This window comes from Mycobacterium sp., from assembly GCF_965230835.1.
GTDB lineage: Bacteria > Actinomycetota > Actinomycetes > Mycobacteriales > Mycobacteriaceae > Mycobacterium.
The window spans coordinates 1,896,864-1,921,322 of the sequence record NZ_CBDDLW010000002.1; the positions used below are offsets into that span (position 1 = coordinate 1,896,864).

Consider the following 24,459-nt stretch of genomic DNA (forward strand, 5'->3'; position numbering starts at 1 on the left):
TAACCGAGAACTATCTGCCGCGTCGCTCCCGGAGCGCTATCAGCGCTGGTAGTTGGTGGCCTGCCGACCGTTGCGCTCCGCCGCCAGCGGGCGCCGAGAACCTGCGGAACGTCCGTCATCACGGCGAAGAGGCTCAGCAGGGCCCCGGCGTGCTGCCTCCGGCAGCGCGGTGGCGGGGTCCGGCTGGACTCGTCGGGGCGGTAATTCCGCACGACCAGCCGGCGCCAGCGGACGACCCTGCGCCGCGCTGCGCAAGCTTGGTTGCGCGCCAACTTCCTGAGGCAGCGGCGGAAGCACCCGCAACAGGTCGTTGAATTGGCGCACCGTACGCAGGCCCTCATCCCACTGAGCGCGAGTGCTGGAAATCGGCATGCTCACCAACGTCCAGTTCTGCTCGTTCCACATGATCTCGGCGCAGTCCGGTGCGGTGTGCGCGAAGGTGACCATGCGCCGGTCGCAGGCGCGCCTGGCTGCATCCAGATTCGTGGAGTACACCATCCGCGGTCCGATCGCGCCCAGCAACCAAATATCGCTCTCCCGCGGCTCTTTGAGCCCTTTGAGCCGCAGGTCAACCGCAACGTTAGTACCGACCTTTCGGTGCAGCGCGATGACCGTTGCGACTTCTTCGAGGTCAAAGATGTACACCGCCTCGCCGCGTATCTGGCCCAGTACGACGTTGTAGGCTGGGACATCGCCAACCGTCGACATCACACCGCGCTTCCAGCGATCAAGTATCTGCGTTGATTCACGCTCGTAGTCGAATCCGTGTGACCGCGCCCAGGACTTTCGGCGTCGACTGCGCCCGCGACGCTTATCGATGTCTATGTACAGAAAAACCACCGCACTGACGAAACACAGCGCGGATAGCGTGAACCAAAGCGGGACCATCCCGAATAGCCTATCTGCTGTTCTCCAGAATGGAGGATGCGACCAGGTCACAACCGAATTAAGGATTGCTGGGCCCCGGGTAGCCCACTCCGCTAGCACTCACCTCTATTGCCTCTATTGCCGGCACCGGCCGGGTATTGGCCTGGTATTGCCTCCTGATGCACCTCGGCAATGCCGGAAGCGAAAACAGCCCCTGCCTGATCCAAGCGCCGACGATCGCGGCGACGGGACCGTGGCCGACCTTAGCCGGCCACGGTCACTTCTGGCTGAACAGCACCGAGCGCTGCCGCAAATAGCTGACAGCCGCGCCAGCACCGCAGCCACCGCCCCACTCAGCCCAGTATCAACGAGTCACCGTCTGGACTCACATTCACAGGCACCGTGTCGCCGTCGTGCACCTCACCAGAAAGCAGCATCTTGGCCAACTGATCGCCGATCGCCTGCTGCACCAGCCGACGCAACGGCCTCGCACCGTACACCGGGTCGAACCCACGCTGCGCCAGCCAGCGTTTCGCTGGAAGCGACACCTCCAACTGCAGACGCCGCTGCTCAAGTCGCTTACCCAGTTGCGCGAGCTGGATGTCGACGATCTGCACCAGTTCCTCAGGGTTAAGACCGTCAAAGACCAGCACGTCATCAAGCCGGTTGATGAACTCCGGCTTAAAAGCAGCACGGACCGCGGCCATCACTTGCTCCTCGGTACCGCCCGAGCCCAGATTCGAAGTCAGAATGAGAATGGTGTTGCGGAAGTCAACGGTGCGCCCCTGACCGTCGGTGAGCCTGCCCTCATCGAGCACCTGCAGCAGCACGTCAAACACATCCGGGTGGGCCTTTTCCACCTCGTCGAACAACACAACCGTGTAAGGACGTCGGCGCACCGCTTCGGTCAGTTGGCCGCCCTGGTCGTAACCGATGTAGCCCGGAGGGGCGCCTACCAGCCGGGCAACCGAGTGCTTTTCACCGTATTCGCTCATGTCGATGCGCACCATGGCCCGTTCGTCGTCGAAGAGAAAGTCGGCCAGCGCTTTGGCCAGTTCAGTCTTCCCTACACCGGTGGGCCCAAGGAACAAGAACGATCCGGTCGGGCGGTTAGGGTCGGCAACACCGGCCCGGGAACGCCGCACCGCATCGGATACGGCCTGGACAGCTTTCTTTTGCCCGACGACACGCTTGCCCAGCTCGTCTTCCATCCGCAACAGCTTGGCGGTCTCGCCTTCCAACAGCCGACCAGCCGGGATCCCCGTCCATGCCGATACCACGTCGGCAATGTCGTCAGGACCTACCTCCTCCTTGAGCATGACGTCTTCCTGCGCCTGGGCGGTGGGCACCGCCGCGTCGAGCTGCTTCTCAACCTCGGGGATGCGCCCGTAGCGAAGTTCAGCAGCTTTGGCCAGGTCCCCGTCGCGTTCAGCCCGCTCGGACTCCCCACGCAACGTCTCAAGCTGTTCTTTGAGTTCGCGGACAACGTCGATTGCGTTCTTCTCGTTCTGCCACTTCGACGTAAGGCTGGCGAGTTGCTCCTTCTTGTCAGCCAGCTCAGCGCGCAACTTGTCCAGCCGTTCCTTGGACGCGTCGTCTTCTTCCTTCGCAAGCGCCATCTCTTCGATCTCCAGCCGGCGCACCAGGCGTTCAACTTCGTCGATCTCCACCGGCCGCGAATCGATTTCCATCCGCAGTCGGCTCGCCGCCTCGTCGACCAGGTCGATGGCCTTGTCAGGCAGGAACCGGGCAGTGATGTAGCGGTCACTCAGTGAGGCCGCAGCCACCAACGCGGAATCAGTGATGCGCACGCCGTGGTGCACCTCGTAGCGGTCTTTGAGTCCACGGAGGATACCGACTGTGTCCTCCACCGACGGCTCGCCGACGAACACCTGCTGGAAGCGCCGCTCCAGGGCGGCGTCCTTTTCTATGTACTTGCGGTACTCATCAAGCGTGGTGGCGCCCACCAAGCGCAGCTCGCCGCGGGCAAGCATCGGCTTGATCATGTTGCCGGCGTCCATCGCCGACTCGCCGGTCGCACCGGCCCCGACGATGGTGTGCAGTTCATCAATGAATGTGATGATCTGTCCGGCCGAGTTCTTGATGTCGTCGAGCACGGCCTTGAGCCGTTCCTCGAACTCGCCGCGGTACTTGGCGCCGGCCACCATAGACCCGAGGTCCAAGGCGACCACGGTCTTGTCACGCAGGCTTTCGGGCACATCACCAGCGACGATTCGCTGGGCCAGACCTTCCACGATCGCGGTCTTGCCCACGCCCGGCTCGCCGATCAACACCGGGTTGTTCTTGGTCCGCCGCGAGAGCACTTGCACAACACGGCGAATCTCGTTGTCGCGCCCGATAACCGGGTCAAGTTTGCCCTCGCGGGACCGAGCGGTTAAGTCCGTGGAGTACTTCTCCAGCGCTTGGTAGGTGGCCTCGGGATCGGGGCTGGTAACCCGTGCGCTGCCGCGCACCTTGACGAACGCGTCCCGCAGCGCCTGCGGTGAGGCACCGTGGCCGGTCAACAACTTGGCGACGTCGGAGTCGCCCGTGGCCAACCCCACCATCAAATGCTCGGTGGAGACATATTCGTCGTCCATCTCGGTGGCTAGCTGCTGGGCGGTGGTGATAGCGGTCAGCGACTCACGAGACAGCTGCGGCTGTGAGCCGGCGCCGCTGGCCTGAGGCAGCCGGTCCAACAGGCGCTGCGTTTCGGCTCGGATGGCGGCAGGCTCGACTCCGACCGCCTCCAACAGCGGTGCTGCGATCCCATCGTTCTGCGTCAGCAGCGCCAAAAGCAGATGAGCGGGCCTGATCTCGGGATTGCCCGCAGCGGCAGCTGCCTGCAAAGCCGACGTCAGGGCCGCCTGCGTCTTAGTCGTCGGGTTGAAAGAGTCCACGACACCTCCGTTCGGTACATCTGGAAATGCTTGTCGCCATGTTCAACGTCGTCAATGTTGAGTCTGTTCCACTCAATTTTAGAGAACCGGCTCACACGACGACCGAACGGGGGCATCGCCTGAATCGCGCAGCCCCGGCACCCCAACCAACATTGCCGAACAGTCGCCGAGGCGATGCTCATCGCCTGGGCCGACTTTCGGCAGCGAGCTTAGAATCGGGGCCCGTGGGCCTCGACGACCAGGACGCGCTGCGTGTGCTACGCGATGCGTTCAAGCAGGAGAACCCAGGCTCCAACAACAAAGCCAACAAAACCGATGAGCTCGTCCGGCGGTTCTACAACCGGTGGTTCCTTCTCGACCCTCCAGTACGCGATCTCTTTCCACCCGAAATGGACGGCCAACGGGCCGCATTCGCCCAAGCGATGCACTGGGTTTACCAGGAACTCGTAAACCAGCGCGCCGAGCCACCGGTAGCCCTGCTCGCTCAACTCGGTCGAGACCACCGAAAATACGGGGTGCTGCCAGCCCACTACGAGACGTTGCGGCGAGCACTGTTTGCGACGCTGCAAAGCCACCTGGGTGACCGCTGGACCGACGCCGTCGCCGATGCCGCCAGCCAGTCGCTCAACCTGGTCACCGGAGTGATGAGCGGCGCGGCAGACGCAGACGAGGGACCGGCATGGTGGGACGGCACCGTCGTGGAGCACATGCGAGTGTCGCGCGATCTTGCTGTCGTTCGACTGATCCTGGACTGCCCCCTGGACTACCACCCCGGCCAGTACGTCAATGTTCTTGTTCCGCAATGCCCCCGCCGTTGGCGGTACCTTAGCCCCGCGATCCCTGCCGATCCGGAAGGCAGAATCGAGTTTCACGTCCGCGTGGTTCCCGGTGGCCTCGTCAGCACCGCCATCGTCTGCGAGACGCGACCCGGTGACCGGTGGCGATTGTCCAGTCCGCACGGCGCCCTACAAGTCGACCGCAACGGCAGTGACGTGTTGATGGTTGCCGGTAGCACCGGCCTAGCACCGCTTCGGTCACTCATCATGGACCTCAGCCGCTTCGGGGAGAATCCTCGGGTGCATTTGTTCTTCGGTGCGCGCTATCGCTGCGAGCTCTACGACCTGCGCACCCTGTGGCAAGTTGCCGCACACAATCCGTGGCTGTCGGTTTCGCCGGTGTCGGAGTACAACCGCGATCCGTCCTGGGGCGCCGACTATCCCGACCTATCGGCGCCGCGCGGTTTGCACGTCCACCAGACCGGCCAACTGCCCGAGGTCGTCACCAAGTACGGCGGCTGGGGCGACCGGCAGATACTGATCTGCGGTGGACCCGCCATGGTCCGCGCGACCAGCACCGCATTGATTGTCAAAGGCGCTCCACCGGAACACATTCAGCACGATCCCCTGTCCCGCTAGCCGGTCAGATTTGCTCAACGCCGATACACACGACACTCCCCCACTGCCAGGTGCACCGTTCGCCGGCCCGGGAATATCTGCCGATCCGAACTATGCTTGCCGTCGTGCATGTCGCAACGCTGCGCGACCCGCCGTGGTCAGTAATCGCACAGTTTGTCCCCGAGGCCGGAATGATTGGCACCTCGCTAACCGACTCGGGAGTGCAACTTCTGGGCCAACGGCACGGCCTCGATTCCTACATCACGGCAGGCAAGACAATGGGCATCCCCATTCTGCACCCCTGGGCAAATCGGCTGAGCGGGAACACCTACACCGCCGAGAACACCACTGTCGCACTGACGCCCGGCAAAAACGGCGTTCGCTGCGACCCCAACGGGCTGCCTATTCATGGCGTCCTGAGCGCGTATCCGGGTTGGCGGGTGAAGGCTGAGTCGGTCAACGAACTCAGCGCCGAACTGGATTTTGCCGCCGACCCATGTTTGCTTGCCAGCTTCCCGTATCCGCATGTGCTCACTATCGCCGTGCGACTAACCGAACGGACGCTGACGGTGCGCACCACGGTGACCGCCACCAGCGCCACCGCGGTGCCGCTCTGTTTCGGCTTCCACCCGTACCTGCGGCTGCCGGACGTCGCGCGCAGCGAATGGATTATCGAAACACCCCGGCTGCGCCAACTCACCCTGGACGAGCTAGGACTGCCTACCGGCGAGGCAACACAGCGACCCGCAGCATCAACGCTATTGGGCACCAAGCTTTTTGACGACGGCTACGATCATGTGGAAGACGGAGCGGTATTTGCGGTCTCCGGCGGCCGCCGGCGCTTGGAGGTTCATTTCGAGCACGGTTATCCAGCCGCGCAGATCTACGCGCCGCACGGCGAAGATGTGGTGTGCTTCGAGCCGATGACCGCGCCCACCGACGCGCTGCGCCGTGGCGGTTACCGATGTGCGCGCCTGGGCGAACCGGCATCAGCCCAGTTCTCGATCCGGGTCTAGGGACGCTCTTACTCCAATACAGCCGCCTACCGGTACACCGGCACCACGCTGGGGCCGCGATCACTACCGGTACGTTGTCGGAAATTTTGACCAATCACGACGATCCCCACATCGAACACCGCAATAGTCATTAGGCTGTCGCATTAACACCTAGGTCGGGACGTGATCGCAGTGGCTCCCATCTCGTTCTCGGCCTGTTCCAGTTAGGAACACCGAATGAACTTTGCTGCGCTGCCTCCAGAGATCAATTCGGCACGAATGTATGTCGGGGCGGGCATCGAGCCTATGCTGACGGCGGCGCAAGCCTGGGACGAACTCGCCGCCGAGCTGGGAGCGGCCGCAGCTTCATTTGGATCGGTCACCGCAGAACTGGCCGGTTCGGATTGGCAGGGCCCGGCGGCCGCGGCGATGACCAGATCCGCGGCACCCTATCTGACGTGGCTAAGTTCGACGGCGACCCAAGCCGAGCAGGCGGCCGCTCAGGCCCGAGTCGCTGCTGCTGCGTTTGAGGCGGCTCTGGTGGCGACAGTGAATCCAGGAGTCGTGGCCGCGAACCGCAATCAATTCGTTTCGCTTGTGCTCTCAAACCTATTGGGTCAGAACGCGCAAGCGATCGCGGCGACCGAAGCCGCCTACGAGCAGATGTGGGCCCAGGATGTGGCCGCGATGCTCGGCTATCACACCGGGGCTTCGACAGCCGCTGCAGCGTTGACCCCCTTTGCCCCGCTGCTGCAGAGTCTTGCCGGCATGAGCAGCCGGGCAGCCGGCGCGGTAACTGCGGCGGGTGCAGCGGTGGCCAGCTTGACCGGCCCAGCCTCAGCCAGCGCCGTGAACGCGGTCAATGCCGTCGGTGCCGCGGCCGCCAGTCTGGGCAGCCCGGCCGCAGCTCTGGCGGCCACGCCGGCGGCCGCTGTCGGAGCATTCCGCAACATTGGCATCGCAAACCTTGGCCTGGGCAATATCGGCAGCGGAAACACCGGAGATTTCAACGTCGGCTCCGGAAACATCGGCAGTGGAAACATCGGCAGTGGAAACATCGGCAACGGAAACTTCGGCTTTGGAAACGCTGCCGGGATCACCGCAGGGCTAAACAACATTGGTTTCGGCAACACCGGCAACAACAACATCGGAATCGGAAACACTGGCGACAACAACATCGGTTTCGGCAACACCGGCAACGGGAACCAAGGTATAGGGCTCACCGGCACCGGACTATCCGGTTTCGGCGGCTTCAACTCGGGCACCGGCAACATCGGCTTGTTCAACTCCGGCACCGGAAACGTCGGTATCGGAAACTCAGGCACCGGAAACTGGGGCATCGGCAACTCCGGCAACAGCTACAACACCGGTATCGGTAACTCCGGCGAAGCCAACACCGGCTTCTTCAACTCAGGTATAGCCAACACGGGAATCGCCAACTCGGGCAACTACAACACCGGCAGTTACAACGCGGGCAGCAGTAACACGGGCGGCTTCAACACGGGCCAGTACAACACCGGCTACTTCAACACCGGCAACTACAACACCGGCTTTGCAAATTCCGGCAACGTCAACACCGGTGCTTTCATCGGCGGCAACTTCAGCAACGGCATCTTATGGAGGGGTGATTTCCAGGGCGGGGGTCCGGGATACTTCAACTCGACCACCATCCCGTCTTCGGGTTTCTTCAACAGCGGCGAAGGTGGTGCATCCGGCTTCTTCAACTCCGGAGCCAACAACTCGGGCTTCTTCAACACTTCCGCAGGGGCCATCGGCAACTCCGGCCTGGGCAACAGTGGAGTACTTCAATCGGGGTTCATCAACTCGGGCAACACCATATCGGGCGTCTTGAACGCTAGCCTGGTCGCGATCGGAGTCCCGGCCCTTATCTCAGGCTTCGTCAACACCGGCAGCAATATGTCAGGCTTCTTCGGCGGCCCGCCCTTGAGCATCAACCTCGGCATCGCAAACGTCGGCGAGGCAAACACCGGAATCGCAAATATCGGCAGCTTGAACTTCCTCGCTAACGGAAACATAGGCGACCGGAACATCTTCAGCAGCGGCAACCACGGCGACTTCAACATCTTCAGCAGCGGGAACATCGGCAACGGAAACTTCCTCGGCGGCGGAAATATTGGCAACCAGAACCTTGGAAGCGCGAACATCGGCGACCTGAACATCGGCAACGCCAATATCGGCACATTTAACATTGGCTCCGGGAATTTCGGCATATTCAACTCCGGCATCGGAAACCTCGGCGACTACAACATCGGCTTCGGCAACGCAGGCAGCTACAACCTTGGCTTTGCCAACACCGGGGAATACAACCAGGGTTTTGCGAATACCGGGAACAACAACATTGGTATTGGGCTCGACGGCAACAACCAGATCGGTATCGGCGCCCTCAACTCAGGCATCGCAAACACGGGCCTCTTCAACTCGGGAACCGGAAATATCGGCCTATTCAACTCGGGGACCGGCAACGTCGGCATCGGGAACTCGGGCACCGACAACATCGGCTTGTTCAACTCTGGCACCGGCAACGTCGGCATCGAGAACCCGGGCACCGGCAACACCGGCATCGGCAACGCGGGCACCGGGAACACGGGCCTCTACAACGCCGGCACCATCAACACCGGCTTCTCCAACGCCGGCAATTACAACACCGGCAGCTACAACGCGGGTGACACCAACACCGGAAGCTACAACGCGGGTGACACCAACACCGGAAGCTACAACGCGGGCAACACCAACACCGGCTACTTCAACCCGGGCGACGTCAACACCGGAGCATTCAACACAGGCAGCTTCAACAACGGCTTCTTCGTGGCAGGCGATAACCAGGGCCAAATCGCCATCGACCTGTCGATCACCACTCCAAATATTCCGATCGATCTGTCGATGGATATACCGGTAAACGAGGTAATGACCCTCGGCGGCAACGTGATTCAGATGACCGAAGCCGGAGAGGTTTACCCAAAGACCTTTTTCCTGGACGGCTTGTTCTTCCTTGGCCCCATCACTATGGGCGAATCCACGATCACCGTTCCAACAGTGACGCTATCCATCGGCGGGCCATCGGTCACCGTACCCATCAGTGCTGTCGGCGAACTCGAGAGCCGTACAATCACATTCCTCAAGATTGATGCTGCCCCTGGCTTTGGCAATTCGACCACAAATCCCTCGTCTGGTTTCTTCAACGCCGGCACTGGTGGTTCATCTGGCTTTCAAAACTTCGGCAGCATCAGTTCCGGCATCTGGAACAGCGGGACGGCGGGCCTAGCGGGCGTAGGGAACTCCGGCTTCCAGAACTTCGGATCCCTGCAGTCGGGCTGGGCGAACCTCGGAAACACCATCTCGGGCGTCTACAACACCAGTACAGCAGGCCTGGCGTCAGCGGCCAACATCTCAGGCTGGGCGAACCTTGGCATCGACCTTTCCGGGGTGTTGCGGGACGCGAACGGGACGATCTTCAATGCGGGCCTGGCCAACTTCGGCCAACTGAACCTGGGCAGCGGCAACACCGGCGACTTCAACCTGGGCAGTGGCAACACCGGCAACTCCAACGTCGGCTTGGGAAACGTCGGCGACGTGAATTTCGGCAGCGGCAACATCGGCAGCGGCAACTTTGGGTTTGGAAACGCCGGTCCCGGGTTGACACCGGCGCTCGCCAATGTGGGCATCGGAAACACCGGCAGCGCCAACTTCGGCTTCGGTAACACCGGTAACGGCAACCTCGGCTTCGGCAACACCGGCGACGGGAACATCGGTATCGGGCTCACCGGCAACAACCAGGTGGGGTTCGGCGCCCTGAACTCGGGCACCGGCAATATCGGCTTGTTCAACTCTGGCACAGGCAACGTCGGCATCGGCAACTCGGGCACCGGCAATTGGGGCATCGGTAACAGCGGCAGCTTCAACACCGGCATCGGCAACACCGGAGGCACCAACACGGGCCTGTTCAACACCGGCAGTTTCAACACCGGCATCGCCAACGCCGGCACCTACAACACCGGCTGGTTCAACCAAGGCAGCACAAACACCGGCATCGCCAATCAAGGCAACTACAACACCGGCTTCTACAACACCGGGAGCTACAGCACAGGCTTTGCCAACGCCGGAGATATTGCCACCGGCGCTTTCATCACCGGCGATAGCGCCAACGGCTTCTTCTGGCGCGGCGACGAGCAGGGACAGTTCAGCGCCGGATACGCCATCCATGTTCCGGAAATTCCCGCCTACATTGACGTCGATATTCCGATCAATATCCCCATCACAGCCTCCATGACCACGATGGTCTTCAGCGGCATGAGCATGCAAGACATCGAATTCGGTACCACCATTGGCATTTTCGGCATCCCCCTGTTCAACGGCGAGATCAACTCCACCACAATCCCGTCAATAACGGTGAACGGTCCGGCGATATCATTCAATGTCGGCGACCCGACAGGCACTACTGCGGTACAGATACCTGCCACGGCCAGCGTGGGTCCGGTGGATATCACGTTCATCAACATCCCCGCGGCCACCGGCTTCTTCAATGCCACTGCCAGCCCCTCTTCGGGTTTCTTCAACAGCGGCACCGGAACGGTATCGGGCTTTGGAAACATCGGCGCCAATATTTCCGGCTTCCAGAACGTGGCGGCCTCGGGAACCTCGGGGTTCTACAACTTTGGATCGCTGCAATCGGGCCTGGCCAACCTCGGCAACACGATCTCGGGCGCACTCAACACCGGGTTCGGATCGCCGGCCAACGTTTCGGGGGCCTTCAACACCGGCAACGACCTGGCTGGCTTCTTCACCGACAACGTCACCGGTATGACGACCTTCAACGTGGGCCTAGCCAACGTCGGCCAATTCAACACAGGCTTCGGAAATTCAGGCGACTACAATATCGGCTTCGGAAACCTCGGCAATGGGAACATCGGCTTTGCCAACACCGGCAGCTTCAATGTGTTCGCAGGTAACCTGGGCATCTTCAATTTCGGTTCGGGAAACCTGGGCGACTACAACATTGGCTCGGCAAACTTGGGCAACTACAACTTCGGAATCGGGAACGCCGGAGATTTCAACCAAGGCTTGGCTAACGCCGGAAATTACAACATCGGCTTCGCCAACACCGGAAACAACAACATCGGCATCGGGCTCAACGGCGACGGTCAGGTCGGTATTGGCGCGCTGAACTCCGGCACCGGCAATACCGGACTATTCAACTCAGGCGCCAACAACATCGGCTTGTTCAACTCTGGAACCGGCAACATCGGCTTGTTCAACTCCGGAACCGGCAACTTCGGCATAGGAAATACCGGCAATACCAACACGGGAATTTTCAACTCCGGCGAAGTCAACACCGGTTTATTCAACTCCGGCCTGGTCAATACCGGTATAGGCAACGCGGGCAACTATAATTCCGGCAACTTCAACACCGGCCACGTTAACACCGGTGATGTCAATCCTGGCTCATACAACACCGGCTACCTAAATACCGGCGACTACAACACCGGATTCGCCAACTCAGGAAACACCAACACCGGCGCGTTCATCTCGGGTAACTTCAACAACGGCATCTTATGGCGAGGCGATTACCAGGGCTTGTTCGGCGCCAGCTACACCTATGTTGTTCCCGACACCGCTATCCCGGTGAACCTCAATGTGCCGATTAACCTATACGTCCCGATCACCGGCTCACTTGGCACCCTGACCATTCTCAGCTTCACTTTCCCCGCTGTCAGCGTCGACTTGAATTTCTTCGGCGTTATTCCCAGCAGGATCGTCGACGTCAGTTCAATCACTTTCCCGAACATGTCGATCGTTCTTCCCGATATCAGCCTCGATATCGGTGATGCCGGCATGCAACCGTTTATCGATATCGTTGGCACCGGCGGACTCCTCCCGATCTCCATCCCGATCATCGACATCCCGGCGGCTCCGGGCTTCGGGAATTCGACAGTCACCCCTTCGTCGGGGTTCTTTAACAGCGGCAGCGGCGCCGGGTCGGGTTTCGGAAACACCGGCGGCAACACGTCGGGCTTTTTCAATCTCGCCTCGGGCACCTCCGGCATCTCGGGCTACAAGAACTTCGGAGAGCTGATCTCGGGCATATCCAACATGGGCAACACCGTCTCGGGGTTCTTCAACATCAGCACGGCGGGCCTAGCCGCACCCGGCGATATCTCTGGCTTTGCGAACATCGGCGCCGGCATCGCAGGTATCGCCAACAACAACCCAGTACTCAACTTGGGGTTTGCCAACCTCGGCGGCTCAAACATCGGCAGCGGAAACACCGGCTTCGGCAACATCGGCTCTGGCAACATGGGCGATGTCAACTTCGGCTCCGGCAACATCGGCAACTTCAATGCGTTCTCCGGGAACCGGGGCATATTCAACTTCGGCCCGGCAAACCTGGGCAACTACAACATCGGCCTGGGCAACTTGGGCAACTACAACGCGGGCCTGGCGAACGTAGGCAACTACAACCTGGGCTTCGCCAACGACGGCAACAACAACATCGGCTTCGCCAACACCGGCAACAACAACATCGGCATCGGACTCACCGGCGACGGCCAGTCCGGGTTCGGCGCCTTGAACTCAGGCACCGGCAACGTCGGCCTATTCAACTCCGGCACGAACAACGTCGGCCTCTTTAACTCCGGTACCGGAAACATCGGCATCGGAAACGCCGGCGTCGCCAACATCGGCATGGGCAACCCCGGAGTCGCCAACATTGGCTTCGCGAACGCTGGCACCGGAAACTGGGGCCTGTTCAACACCGGCACCGGCAACACCGGTATCGCCAACGCGGGCGCCTACAACACCGGTGCCTACAACACCGGCGACACCAACACCGGAATCGCCAACCCGGGCGACTACAACACCGGCAGCTACAACATCGGCCATACCAATACCGGCGACTTCAATGCGGGCGAGTACAACACTGGCTGGTTCAACACTGGCGACTACAACACCGGTTTAGGCAACTCCGGTGATGTCAACACCGGGGCCTTCATTTCGGGAAACTACAGCAACGGATTCTTCTGGACAGCCGACTATCAGGGCCAATCAGGCGCCTACGCCGACATCGGAATTCCCGAGTTCCCGGCGCTGAACTTCGCGATCGACGTCCCCATCAACATCCCGATCTACGTCGACCTCGGCAGCCTATTGCTCAATGGCATGACCATCCCGACGATTACCATCGACGCCCTGCTGATCACCAATTTCAAAATCGGACCGATCGTTATCCCATCCATGAGCGGCACCCTGCCGATCATCGATGTCAACATCGGCAACCCGGACGGTTCCACGTCGATACCGATCACGATCTCGAGTGGCGTCGGCCCGATCAGAATCGTGCTCATTGACATCCCGTCTGGCCCCGGGATCGGAAACACGACCAGCAGCCCGTCGTCGGGCTTCTTCAACTCAGGCACCGGTACCTCATCGGGCATCGCGAACTTTGGCCCCAACAATTCGGGCTTCTGGAACAGCACGTTCGCGACCGTCGGAAATTCTGGCTTCCAGAACTTCGGCACGCTGCAGTCGGGCTTTGCGAACCTAGGTAACACCGTCTCGGGCTTCTACAACACCAGCACGGCAGGCTTTGCGACAGCTGGCAACATCTCAGGCTGGGCGAACGTCGGCACCGATCTGGCCGGCGTGTTCCGCGGCGCCGACGGGACAATCTTCAACGCGGGTCTCGCCGACCTCGGCCGACTGAACATCGGCTTCGGAAACATCGGCGACTTCAACCTCGGTAGCGGCAACATCGGCAGTGCGAACATCGGCTTCGGAAACACCGGCGACCTGAACTTCGGCAGCGGAAACATCGGCAGTGGAAACTTCGGGTTCGGAAACGCAGGTCCCGCAATGACCGCCGCCCTAGGCAACGTCGGCTTCGGGAACACCGGCAACACCAATATTGGCTTTGGCAACACCGGTAACGGAAACATTGGTTTCGGCAACACCGGCGACGGGAACATCGGGTTTGGGCTGACCGGCAACAATCAGGTGGGTTTCGCTCCGCTGAACTCCGGCATCGCGAATATCGGCCTATTCAACCTAGGAGACAACAACTTTGGCCTGGCGAACGCCGGTAACTTCAACCAAGGGATTGCCAACGCCGGCAACAACAATATCGGCTTGTTCAATACCGGCAACAACAACATCGGCATCGGACTCACCGGTGACGGCCAGGCCGGTTTCGGCTCACTGAGTTCAGGCGCCGGCAACACCGGCTTGTTCAACGCAGGCACCGCCAACGTCGGCTTTTTCAACTCGGGTACCGGCAATATCGGCGTGTTCAACTCTGGCACCGGAAATTTCGGCATCGGGAACATGGCCACCGGTGGAGTCGGTATTGGGCTCAGCGGCGACAACCAGTTCGGGATCGGCGGCCTCAACTCCGGCAGCTTCAACATCGGTTTGTTCAACTCAGGAACCGGCAACGTGGGTTTCGGGAACTCCGGCACCGGAAACTGGGGCATCGGCAACACCGGCACCGGCAACACCGGCATCGGGAACACCGGCAGCTACAACACCGGCCTGTTCAACAACGGAACCTTCAACACCGGCATCGCGAACCCGGGCGACTACAACACCGGCTGGTTCAACATCGGCAACTTCAATACCGGCGTCGCCAATCCGGGCGACTACAACACCGGCGCCTACAACATCGGGGACTACAACACCGGCCTGGCGAACACCGGCGACTTTAACACCGGCGCGTTTGTCACCGGCAATATGGCCAACGGCTTCTTCTGGCGCGCGGATGCGCAAGGCCAGCTCTCGGCGGGTTATGCCATCACCGTTGACGAAATCTCCGCTTTCCTGAATGTTGACATCCCCATCAATATTCCAATCACGGCGTCTATCACCGACATTGAAATGCCGGCCGTCACAATTCCCGCAGTCCCCGCCACAGGGACCGTCGACCTCGCCATCATCAGCGGAACGGTCATCGCCCCGATCGGTCCAATTACGATTCACGGCGGCGACAGCTCAGCCCCGACCAGCACACCCATCACGATCAGCTTTGGCACTCAGCCCGCCATCGACATCAACATTGGCAATCCTGACGGCTCGACCGTCATCGAGATCTTCGGCAACGCCGGAGTCGGTCCCGTCACCATCCCGATCATCGACCTTCCCGCGGCCCCAGGCTTTTTCAACACCACCACCGGCCCATCATCGGGGCTGCTCAACTGGGGCACGGGCAGCGCATCGGGATTCCAAAACTTGGGCACCAATTCGGGCTTCTACAACGTCAACACCGGGCTCCTGGGAAATTCAGGCTTCCAAAACTGGGGCGAGCTGCAGTCCGGCCTGGCAAATCTGGGCCACACCATCTCAGGTCTCACCAACACTGGCACCGCATCACCGGCCAATATCTCGGGCTTCCAAAACATCGGCACCGATTTGTCCGGGTTCTTCCAGAATGGCGCGACTGCGACGACCTTCAACTTCGGCCTCGCGAACACCGGCTTCTGGAACCTGGGTAGCGCGAACATCGGCGCCTACAACATCGGCAGCGGCAACATTGGCGGCTCAAACTTCGGCTTCGGGAACATCGGCAGCATCAACTTCGGCAGCGGCAACTTCGGCAGCGGCAACTTCGGCAGCGGCAATATCGGCAGCGGCAACATCGGTTTCGGGAATTCAGGTCCTGGATTGACCGCAGCCATCCAGAACATCGGGTTGGGTAACACCGGTAGCTTCAACATCGGTTTCGGCAACACGGGTGACAACAACATCGGCTTCGCCAACACCGGCGACGGAAACATCGGCATCGGACTTACCGGCGACACGATGACCGGATTCGGCGGCTTCAATTCAGGAACCGGCAACGTCGGCCTGTTCAACTCGGGCACCGGCAACGTCGGTTTCTTCAACTCAGGAACCGGCAACTGGGGCATCGGCAACACCGGCGAGTACAACACCGGCATTGGCAATACCGGCAGCACCAACACAGGCTTCTTCAACAGCGGGCTGGTCAACACCGGAATCGGCAACGCCGGTAACTACAACACCGGCTTCTACAATGCTGGTGACACCAATTCGGGCAGTTTCAACCCAGGCGACTACAACACCGGCAGCTTCAACACGGGCGACTACAACACCGGCTGGTTCAACACGGGCGCTTCCAACACCGGCATCGGGAACGCCGGCAATGTCAACACCGGCGCGTTCAATACCGGTAACTACAACAACGGCTTCCTGTGGCGAGGCGACTACCAGGGCCTCTACGGATTCACCTACTCGACGACCATTCCCGAATTCCCCTGGTTCTACGACGTGACTTCCGACATCGAAATACCTATTTCAGGAACTATCAACGAGATCACCCAGGACGCATTCACGATTGCCGAGTTTGATATACCCATTAGCTTGAGGGTCACAATCTGCATCATCTACATCCCGTTTGTCGGGTGCGTGCTCAGCGGCTCTGTGACGATCCCGATCACCACCGAGCATCTCGGCCCCTTCACTATCGATTCCAATGTGGTCAACCCGGAGACACCGATCGACCTGGTTGTGTCACAACCCATCAACTTCCCCGGCGGCGGTACCCTGGGCCCCTTCGACTTTGGCTTCACCGTGCAGCAGAGCCCAGGATTCTTCAATTCGACCTCCGCTCCCTCGTCGGGCTTCTTAAATTCCGGCTCCGGTGGCGCATCGGGTTTCCTCAACAACGCAGCCGGGGCTGTCTCGGGTATCGGAAACGTCTTCGCCGAAACGTCCGGCCTCTTCAACTCTGGCGGCGTAGGGAATTCAGGCTTGCAAAACGACGGCACATTGCTATCGGGCTGGGCGAACCTGGGCAACACTATCTCGGGCTTCTACAACAGCACCATGCTGAACCTCATGACAGCAGCCCTGATTTCCGGCGGCGGGAACTTCGGCAACCAACTGTCCGGCTTCTTCAACCAGGGCACCGGACCGTAACGGCGCTTCCAGCCGCCACCGACGACTAGGTGCGCGTATTCAGCGCTGCTTGCGCGGCTGCCACAAGACCAGCGCCGTACTCTTAGGCACCAGGGCCACCTCGCGGCGCTGGTTGGCGCGTAGCGCAATCAGCTCTTCGGCCATTTCCTGCACCCGATCCTGCAGCGCTTCAACCTGATTGGTTAACTCAATAATGCGTTTGATGCCGGCGAGGTTGACACCCTCGTCCTGTGAAAGGCGTTGAACCTGCCGTAGCAGGTCGACGTCGTGCTGCGAATAGCGGCGCCCGCCACCGGAAGTGCGTCGTGGGCTGACCAACCCGAGCCGGTCGTAGGTACGCAACGTTTGCGCGTGCATTCCCGACAACTCGGCAGCCACCGAGATCAAAAACGTACGGGACTCGCTTCTCCTAGAGTTCTTCGCCATCAGCGATTACCTACCCAACCAGCCCGCGGGTTGAAACCACTGGACCGCTCGGCTGCAGCGTAGACCTCCAGCGCCTCCTGGGCGGCACCTTCCAGATTCGGTGGGACAGCCACCTTCACAGTAACGAGCAAATCGCCGCTGCCCCCGCTGCGCTTGGGCACACCGCGCCCACGCACCCGAAGAATACGGCCGTCAGCGGTACCCTTAGGCACCCGGACGCCAACAGTGCCATCTAGCGTCGGCACCGAAAGCGTTGATCCTAAAGCCAATTCGGTGAAGCTGACCGGAACGGTTACGGTAAGGTCGTCACCGTCGCGACCAAAAGTCTTGTCCGGCCGCACATGCACTGTCACATACAGATCACCCGACGGCGCTCCGCGCAACCCGGCCTCGCCCTGTCCCGCCAGTCGGATCCGCTGCCCGTCTTCGACACCGGGCGGAATCCGCACATTGATAGTCCGGGTGCGAGTGGTGACCCCAGTGCCAGTGCACTGGTCACAGGGATTCTCGATGACAGAGCCACTACCCCGACAGTCGGTGCATGGCTCGGAGAAGCCGAATGCTCCTTGGTTGCGGTTAATTACGCCCGAGCCGTTGCAACTGGCGCACACTTTCGGGCTGGTCCCAGGCCGCGCACCACTGCCGTGACAGTTGGTACACGGTGCTGGGCTCGTCAACCGTAGCGGCATCGCCACGCCCTTGGCAGCCTCCAAGAAATCCAGCTCGGTCTCGGTCTCCAGGTCGTTGCCGCGTCGCGGCCTGCTGGGGCGGGCGCTGCCACCACGACCGAACAGACCGCCGAACAAGTCACCGATGTTGGTACCGCCAGATTTGCTGGCAGCGTCGAACAAATCGTTGAGGTTGAATTCAGCACCATCGGACCCATAGCCAGCTCCACTGAAGCCACCGAAGCCACCGCTGTCGAACCGCCGACCCCCCAAACCACCGCCAGCAAACAGCCGGCGGGTCTCGTCATACTCTTTGCGCCGGCCCGGGTCCCGCAGCACGTTGTACGCCTCGGAGACCGCCTTGAATCGTTCCTCGGCAGCCGGGTTTACGTCCGGATGCAGTTCCCGAGCCAACTTGTGGTGGGCTTTTCTGATTTCTTCGTCGCTGGCATCGGAGGAGACGCCTAGCTCCTTGTAGAAGTCTTTTTCGACCCATTCACGCTGGGCCATGTCGCGTCACCCCCTCGCACCTTCCCTGTTGATTCTGTGCCTATTCACACGAAGTGTGATCGTTATCGTCGATCTCGGTATTGTCAGTTTCAGCGCCGCTTTCAACTGTGCCGGCATCGTCAACGGAGTCCGTATCCGTGCTGTCGCCGGCGACGGTGTCAACGACACCCACCAGGGCGTGCCTCAAGACATGCTCGTCAAGCTGATAGCCCTGCCGCATAACGTTGCCGATCACCGGCCGAGAGCCCTCTCCGCCGTCACCCTCATGCTGCACAGCTTCATGCAACACCGGGTCGAAATCCTCGCCCTCAGCGCCAAACGCCTTCAGACCGAGCCCGGTCAACGCGCTTATCAACGTGTCAGCAACCGACTTCAGGGGGCCCGACTCCAAATCGCCATGCTTGCGTGCCCGATCGAGATCGTCCAGCACGCCAAGCAATTGGCTAACGACGCCGGCCTTGGCGCGGTCCGCCGCAGCCTGCTGGTCACGCAACGCTCGCTTTCGGTAGTTAGCGAAGTCGGCCTGCACCCGTTGCAGATCTGCGGTCAGTTCAGCCACGTTGCCCGCGGTCGGCGACACATCCTGAGCCGTCGCCCCTTCTGGGGTAGCTTCGGGAGGGGCATGCCGCACTTCGCCCGTCTCCGGATCGATCCGCCGTTTGTCGGTAACGGTAACCTGTTCGTGCGGATTGCTTTCGGTCACTTGGACCCCTGGTCGTCGTCGACCACCTCCGCGTCCACAACATCATCGGCACCAGGTTGGGGGCGCCCAGTCGGATCGCCGCCGGGTTGCGCAGCGCCCGCTTCCCCAGCTCCGGCCTGAGCTGCTTCATAGATCGCCTGCCCCAACGCCTGCGACTCCTGCCCCAGCTTCTCCATCGCAGTCTTGATCGCGGAGATGTCAGTGCCTTCCAGCGCCGTCTTTGCCTCAGCCACAGCGGCGTCAACCTTGTTCAGCGTGTCCTCCGGGACTGTCGAACCGCCGGTCTCAGAAGCATTGCTTCTCTGCTCGGCGATGAATTTCTCCGTCTGGTAGACCAGCGTTTCGGCCTGGTTACGTACATCGGCCTCCTCGCGACGCTTGTGGTCCTCGGCCGCATGCGCTTCAGCATCCTTGATCATCCGGTCGATCTCTTCCTGGGACAGGCCCGAGCCCTCCTGAATCCGGATGGTGTTCTCCTTACCGGTGCCTTTGTCCTTGGCGGTGACGTGCACGATGCCGTTGGCGTCGATGTCGAACGTAACCTCGATCTGCGGAACGCCCCGGGGCGCCGGAGGGATACCGGTCAGCTCGAAGGATCCGAGCAACTTGTTGTGCCCGGCGATCTCCCGCTCTCCCTGGAAAACCTGAATCTGCACCGACGGCTGATTGTCATCGGCGGTAGTGAAGGTCTCGGACCGTTTGGTCGGGATGGTGGTGTTGCGCTCGATGAGCTTCGTCATGACGCCCCCCTTAGTCTCGATCCCCAGGCTCAACGGCGTAACGTCAAGCAGCAGAACGTCTTTCACCTCACCCTTGAGGACACCAGCCTGCAGCGCCGCGCCAACGGCGACAACTTCGTCTGGGTTGACACCCTTGTTGGGCTCCTTGCCACCGGTGAGTTCCTTGACCAGCTCGGTCACCGCCGCATCCGGGTGGAACCACCCACCAAAACAACATGATCGATATCAGAAACCGAAATGCTGGCGTCCTTGATCACCTGCTGGAAGGGCTCTCGAGTCCGGTCGAGCAGATCCTGGGTGATCTTCTGGAACTCGGCGCGGGTTAGCTGCTCGTCAAGGAACAGCGGGTTCTTGTCCGCGTCGACAGTGATGTACGGCAGGTTGATCGAAGTGCTCTGACTCGAACTCAGTTCGATCTTGGCCTTTTCCGCGGCCTCACGAAGCCGCTGCATCGCCATTTTGTCCTTGGTCAAGTCGATGCCGCTGGATGCCTTGAACTTGTCGACCAACCAGTTGACGACGCGCTGGTCCCAATCGTCTCCACCGAGATGGTTGTCACCGGACGTGGCACGAACCTCGACAACACCCTCGCCGATCTCCAGCAAGGAGACGTCGAAGGTGCCGCCGCCCAAGTCGAAGACCAGGATCGTCTGTTCTTTCTCCCCTTTGTCCAGGCCGTAGGCCAGTGCCGCAGCGGTCGGCTCATTGACGATGCGCAAGACGTTGAGGCCGGCGATCTGACCGGCTTCCTTGGTGGCCTGACGCTGCGCGTCGTTGAAGTACGCGGGCGTGGTGATTACCGCATCGGTGATGTCCTCACCCAGATATGCCTCAGCGTCACGTTTCAGCTTCATCAGCACCCGGGCGCTAATCTCCTGGGCGGTGTAGTTCTTGCCGTCGATATCGATGGTCCAGTCGGTACCCATGTGCCGTTTGACCGAACGCACCGTGCGATCGACGTTGGTCACCGCCTGGTTCTTGGCGGGTTGGCCGACCAACACCTCGCCGTTACGTGCGAACGCGACGACCGACGGTGTGGTCCTGGAGCCCTCGGAGTTAGCGACGACCACAGGCTCGCCGCCTTCCAAAATCGAGACAACGGAGTTGGTGGTCCCGAGGTCGATCCCGACCGCACGAGCCATGGTGAATCCTCCTGAGTATGTAGAGCTTGTTCATTCCGCTATGCTGAGCGAACCGCGCTCAAGCCTGCCGCAGGTCCCGGTGGACTGTCAACTCAGCATTGAGTGTGGCTCGCTCAACTTAGTGAACATTCCAACGGTCTAGGATTACCGTTTGTTCCCAGTCGTCTAACAACCGCATGGCTGCGAGTCGTGCGCTAGCCTGATGTCCAGTCCGTTCCTCGGATGTGCCCGCGTCGTGGCGTTCCAGGAAGCCATGACCGCAGGAGTTTCATGCCACCGCCTGAAAACGCCGCCGCGCGACTCACCCGCGAGGACACGGGCTATCACAAAGCCCTGACGAACCGGCAAATCCAGATGATCGCCCTCGGCGGCGCCATTGGGACCGGCCTTTTCCTCGGCGCAGGTGGGCGACTCGCATCGGCGGGCCCGGCACTCTGTGTAGTCTTCGCGATCTGCGGCGTCTTCGTTTTCCTGATCCTGCGCGCGCTCGGCGAACTCGTGCTGCACCGCCCGTCCTCCGGGTCGTTCGTCTCCTACGCCCGCGAATTTTTCGGCGAGAAGATGGCTTTCGTGGCCGGCTGGATGTACTTCCTGAACTGGGCGATGACCACGATCGTGGATACCACCGCGATTGCGCACTATTGCCACTACTGGAATCTCTTCCAGATCATCCCTCAATGGACTCTGGCCTTGATCGCGCTGGACGACGGTGGCGTCTTAGGACTGGTGTAAAAACGCTGGGCGCATGTTCCTGGTGGTCATGTTACGCGGCGGTGGTGTCGGTCGTGGTTGTTGTGGTGGGGGGATGCAGTGGGCGGGGTGGCTCGAGCAGTTGGTGGCGTAGTTCTTGGAGGTGGCGGCTGGTCGCTGATGTTTGGGTGACTCCGCGCCAGCCGCGGCTGGCGCGGTCGAGGACGGCCCATACCAGCGACAGACAGCTGGTTTCGCCGGGTAGGCGGCCGATGACCTTGACCCGGCGACGGGATTCTCCGAAGGTGCGTTCGATGAGGTTGGAATGGCGGATGCGTGTCCAGTGTTGGCGGGGGAAGCGCAAATGCACGCTCAGCGAGGCGAAGTCGTTGGCCAGGCAAGCGACCGCGGCTGGGTAGAGCCCGCGGTATGTGGTGGTGAACTCCTCGGCGCGGCGGGTGGCTTCATCCACGGCCTGCTGGCCGGGTGGCTGGTCAATGTCATCGAAGATCGACCAGAACGCGGCTTTGATCTCGTCCTGGACCGCGACAGGTGTCTTGGCGATGACGTTACGGCAGCGATGGATCAGACACCGCTGACGCAGGCTTGCCGGAAACGTGGTCTCCCATGCGGCGATCAGGCCCGGCGCCCCGTCGGAGATGCCCAGTAGCGGCGGGCGTAGTCCCCGGTTCCTCAGGTCAGCCAAGAAGTCGGCCCACGCATCAGCCGACTCCGCTGCGGCTGGGGCCAGCCCAATAAACAGGGGCTTGCCGTCGGTGCAGATGCCCCAGGCGGCCAGCACCGGCTCGGCCGGGGCGTTGGGATGCATCCGAAAGTTCGAGGCATCCAAGAACAGGTAGTCCAACACCAGCTCATCAAGGCGTCGAGACGACCACGCAGCGAACTCGTCTTTGATGGCCGCACAAATCCGGCTCACCGTCGAGCGCGACAACGCCGCCTGCGAGCCCAGCACCTCGGCCAACGCGGCCTCGATGTCGCGATCCGACAAACCGCGCACCCATCCCGAAATCACCAACGCCTCCAGAGCGTGGGTGCGCGTCACCCCGGCACCGAATAGCCGCGAACAGAACCGCTCGTCGGTGTCGCGTAGTTTCGGGCGGCATAATTCGACCGAGCCCATCGTGGTCTTCACCGTCGCCGGCGGTTGATACCCATTGCGGTACCCGCCCGGGCCGTCCTGAACCCGACGCTGGTGACGGGCTCGGCCCAACACTGCTTCTACCTCGGCCTCCACGGCGACCTGAAACACCAGACGCACCGATAACCGCCCGACCTCCTCCAAAATCTCGGTCAACGGCCGCTCGGTCGCGGCGAACAACTGATCCATCTCAACACGCACACGCTCAATCGGCGATACTCGCTTGGTCACGGGCGTAGCCCCTCCTTCATAGCTTTCGTCGGTTGCGACGGAACCTACGCCCGTGACCATTTACACCAGCGATGAGACGCGACCCTGACGACCGTGCTGTTGACGAACCTCATCTCGGTCAAACTGTTCGGCAAGCTGGAGTTCTGGGCGTCGTTGATCAAGGTATTGGCCCTGGTGGCGTTCCTGATCGTCGGTACGGTCTTTCTGGCCGGGCGTTTCCCAATCGATGGCCATACCACCGGGATTTCTTTATGGCGTAGCCATGGGGGTCTACTGCCGACTGGCCTGCTGCCTGTGGTGCTAGTCACCTCGGGAGTGGTGTTTGCCTACGCCGCAATCGAACTGGTGGGCATCGCAGCCGGGGAAACAGCAGAACCTGAGCGGATCATGCCGCGCGCGATCAACTCGGTGGTATTCCGCATCGCCGTCTTTTATATCGGGTCAACGGTCCTACTGGCGCTGTTACTGCCCTATACCGCCTACCGAGAACATGAGAGCCCGTTCGTGACGTTCTTTTCCAAAGTCGGTTTCGGTGGGGCGGGCAGCGTCATGAACCTTGTGGTGCTCACCGCGGCGTTATCGAGCCTGAATGCTGGACTGTACTCGACGGGCCGGATACTTCGGTCGATGGCGATCAATGGCAGCGGCCCCAAGTTCACCGCGCCAATGTCGAAGAACGGTGTTCCGTACGGTGGAATACTGCTCACCGCCACAATCGGCCTGTTCGGCATCGTGCTCAACGCCATCAAACCCAGCCAGGCCTTCGAAATCGTGCTCCACATCGCGGCCACAGGCGTCATCGTGGCCTGGGGCACAATCGTCGCCTGCCACCTGCGGTTCCGGCGACTGGCGCAAACCGGGACCATCGAGCGGCCAAAGTTTCGGATGCCGCTATCCCCCTACAGCGGCTACGCCACACTAGCTTTCCTAGCAGGTGTGCTGTTGATGATGCTGTTCGACGAAGACTACGGTCTCTGGATGTTCGGCGCAGTGCTGATCGGCGTCCCAGCCCTCATTGGTGGCTGGTACCTGGTTCGCGATCGCGTCGCCGCCGCCCAGGACGTCATTGAGACGTCGTCACCGAGCTGATAGT

9 protein-coding genes and 3 pseudogenes are annotated in these 24,459 nt (G+C 61.0%); 5 read left to right on the plus strand and 7 right to left on the minus strand.

Translation table 11 applies throughout. From position 1 onward, the window contains the following. Positions 1-39: 39 nt before the first annotated feature. Positions 40-888, minus strand: coding sequence for a trehalose monomycolate transport factor TtfA (gene ttfA, locus ACO07W_RS09240; RefSeq protein ID WP_421842586.1), 849 nt, complete (start codon positions 886-888; stop codon positions 40-42). A gap of 332 nt (positions 889-1,220) precedes the next feature. After that, positions 1,221-3,767, minus strand: a complete 2,547-nt coding sequence (gene clpB / locus ACO07W_RS09245; protein ID WP_421842588.1) for an ATP-dependent chaperone ClpB — start codon at positions 3,765-3,767, stop codon at positions 1,221-1,223. Between the two features lie 224 nt (positions 3,768-3,991). Between clpB and ACO07W_RS09250 the strand changes: the two genes are divergently transcribed. The 3 genes from ACO07W_RS09250 (at position 3,992) to ACO07W_RS09260 (ending at position 17,097) form a co-directional block, all read left to right on the plus strand. Next, complete coding sequence (locus ACO07W_RS09250) at positions 3,992-5,182, plus strand: FAD-binding oxidoreductase (protein ID WP_421842590.1); 1,191 nt, start codon at positions 3,992-3,994, stop codon at positions 5,180-5,182. 104 nt (positions 5,183-5,286) lie between these two features. Beyond that, positions 5,287-6,177: an aldose 1-epimerase gene (locus tag ACO07W_RS09255; protein WP_421842592.1), complete on the plus strand. Its 891-nt coding sequence runs from the start codon at positions 5,287-5,289 to the stop codon at positions 6,175-6,177. Between the two features lie 216 nt (positions 6,178-6,393). Continuing rightward, positions 6,394-17,097, plus strand: a complete 10,704-nt coding sequence (locus ACO07W_RS09260) for a PPE domain-containing protein (RefSeq protein ID WP_421842594.1) — start codon at positions 6,394-6,396, stop codon at positions 17,095-17,097. Between the two features lie 39 nt (positions 17,098-17,136). On the opposite strand, the gene ACO07W_RS09265 is transcribed toward ACO07W_RS09260, so the two are convergent. From ACO07W_RS09265 to dnaK, 4 genes and pseudogenes are all read right to left on the minus strand, one after another. Further along, a complete protein-coding gene (locus ACO07W_RS09265; RefSeq protein ID WP_421842596.1) occupies positions 17,137-17,523 on the minus strand; it encodes a heat shock protein transcriptional repressor HspR in 387 nt (128 codons plus the stop codon). Next, positions 17,523-18,701, minus strand: a complete 1,179-nt coding sequence (gene dnaJ, locus ACO07W_RS09270) for a molecular chaperone DnaJ (protein ID WP_421842598.1) — start codon at positions 18,699-18,701, stop codon at positions 17,523-17,525. The genes ACO07W_RS09265 and dnaJ overlap by 1 nt, the downstream gene beginning before the upstream one ends. A 40-nt stretch (positions 18,702-18,741) precedes the next feature. Next, a complete protein-coding gene (grpE, locus tag ACO07W_RS09275; RefSeq protein ID WP_421842599.1) occupies positions 18,742-19,404 on the minus strand; it encodes a nucleotide exchange factor GrpE in 663 nt (220 codons plus the stop codon). Beyond that, positions 19,401-21,286, minus strand: a pseudogene (gene dnaK / locus ACO07W_RS09280) (molecular chaperone DnaK). The gene grpE and the pseudogene dnaK overlap by 4 nt, the downstream one beginning before the upstream one ends. Positions 21,287-21,556: 270 nt before the next feature. Between dnaK and ACO07W_RS09285 the strand changes: the two are divergent. Further along, positions 21,557-21,988 (plus strand): annotated as a pseudogene (locus ACO07W_RS09285) (amino acid permease); the annotation flags it as partial. 61 nt (positions 21,989-22,049) lie between these two features. Here ACO07W_RS09285 and ACO07W_RS09290 read toward each other — a convergent pair. Continuing rightward, complete coding sequence (locus tag ACO07W_RS09290) at positions 22,050-23,324, minus strand: IS256 family transposase (RefSeq protein ID WP_421840071.1); 1,275 nt, start codon at positions 23,322-23,324, stop codon at positions 22,050-22,052. A gap of 126 nt (positions 23,325-23,450) precedes the next feature. Here ACO07W_RS09290 and ACO07W_RS09295 point away from each other — a divergent pair. Beyond that, positions 23,451-24,455: pseudogene (locus ACO07W_RS09295) on the plus strand (L-asparagine permease); the annotation flags it as partial. Between the last annotated feature and the right edge of the window lie 4 nt (positions 24,456-24,459).

Bases quoted from the DNA above. Each gene is read 5' to 3' on its own strand.
- ACO07W_RS09290 (WP_421840071.1), bottom strand. From the start codon at position 23,324: ATGGATCAGTTGTTCGCCGCGACCGAGCGGCCGTTGACCGAGATTTTG.
- dnaJ (WP_421842598.1), bottom strand. From the start codon at position 18,701: ATGGCCCAGCGTGAATGGGTCGAAAAAGACTTCTACAAGGAGCTAGGC.
- ACO07W_RS09260 (WP_421842594.1), top strand. From the start codon at position 6,394: ATGAACTTTGCTGCGCTGCCTCCAGAGATCAATTCGGCACGAATGTAT.
- ttfA (WP_421842586.1), bottom strand. From the start codon at position 888: ATGGTCCCGCTTTGGTTCACGCTATCCGCGCTGTGTTTCGTCAGTGCG.
- ACO07W_RS09265 (WP_421842596.1), bottom strand. From the start codon at position 17,523: ATGGCGAAGAACTCTAGGAGAAGCGAGTCCCGTACGTTTTTGATCTCG.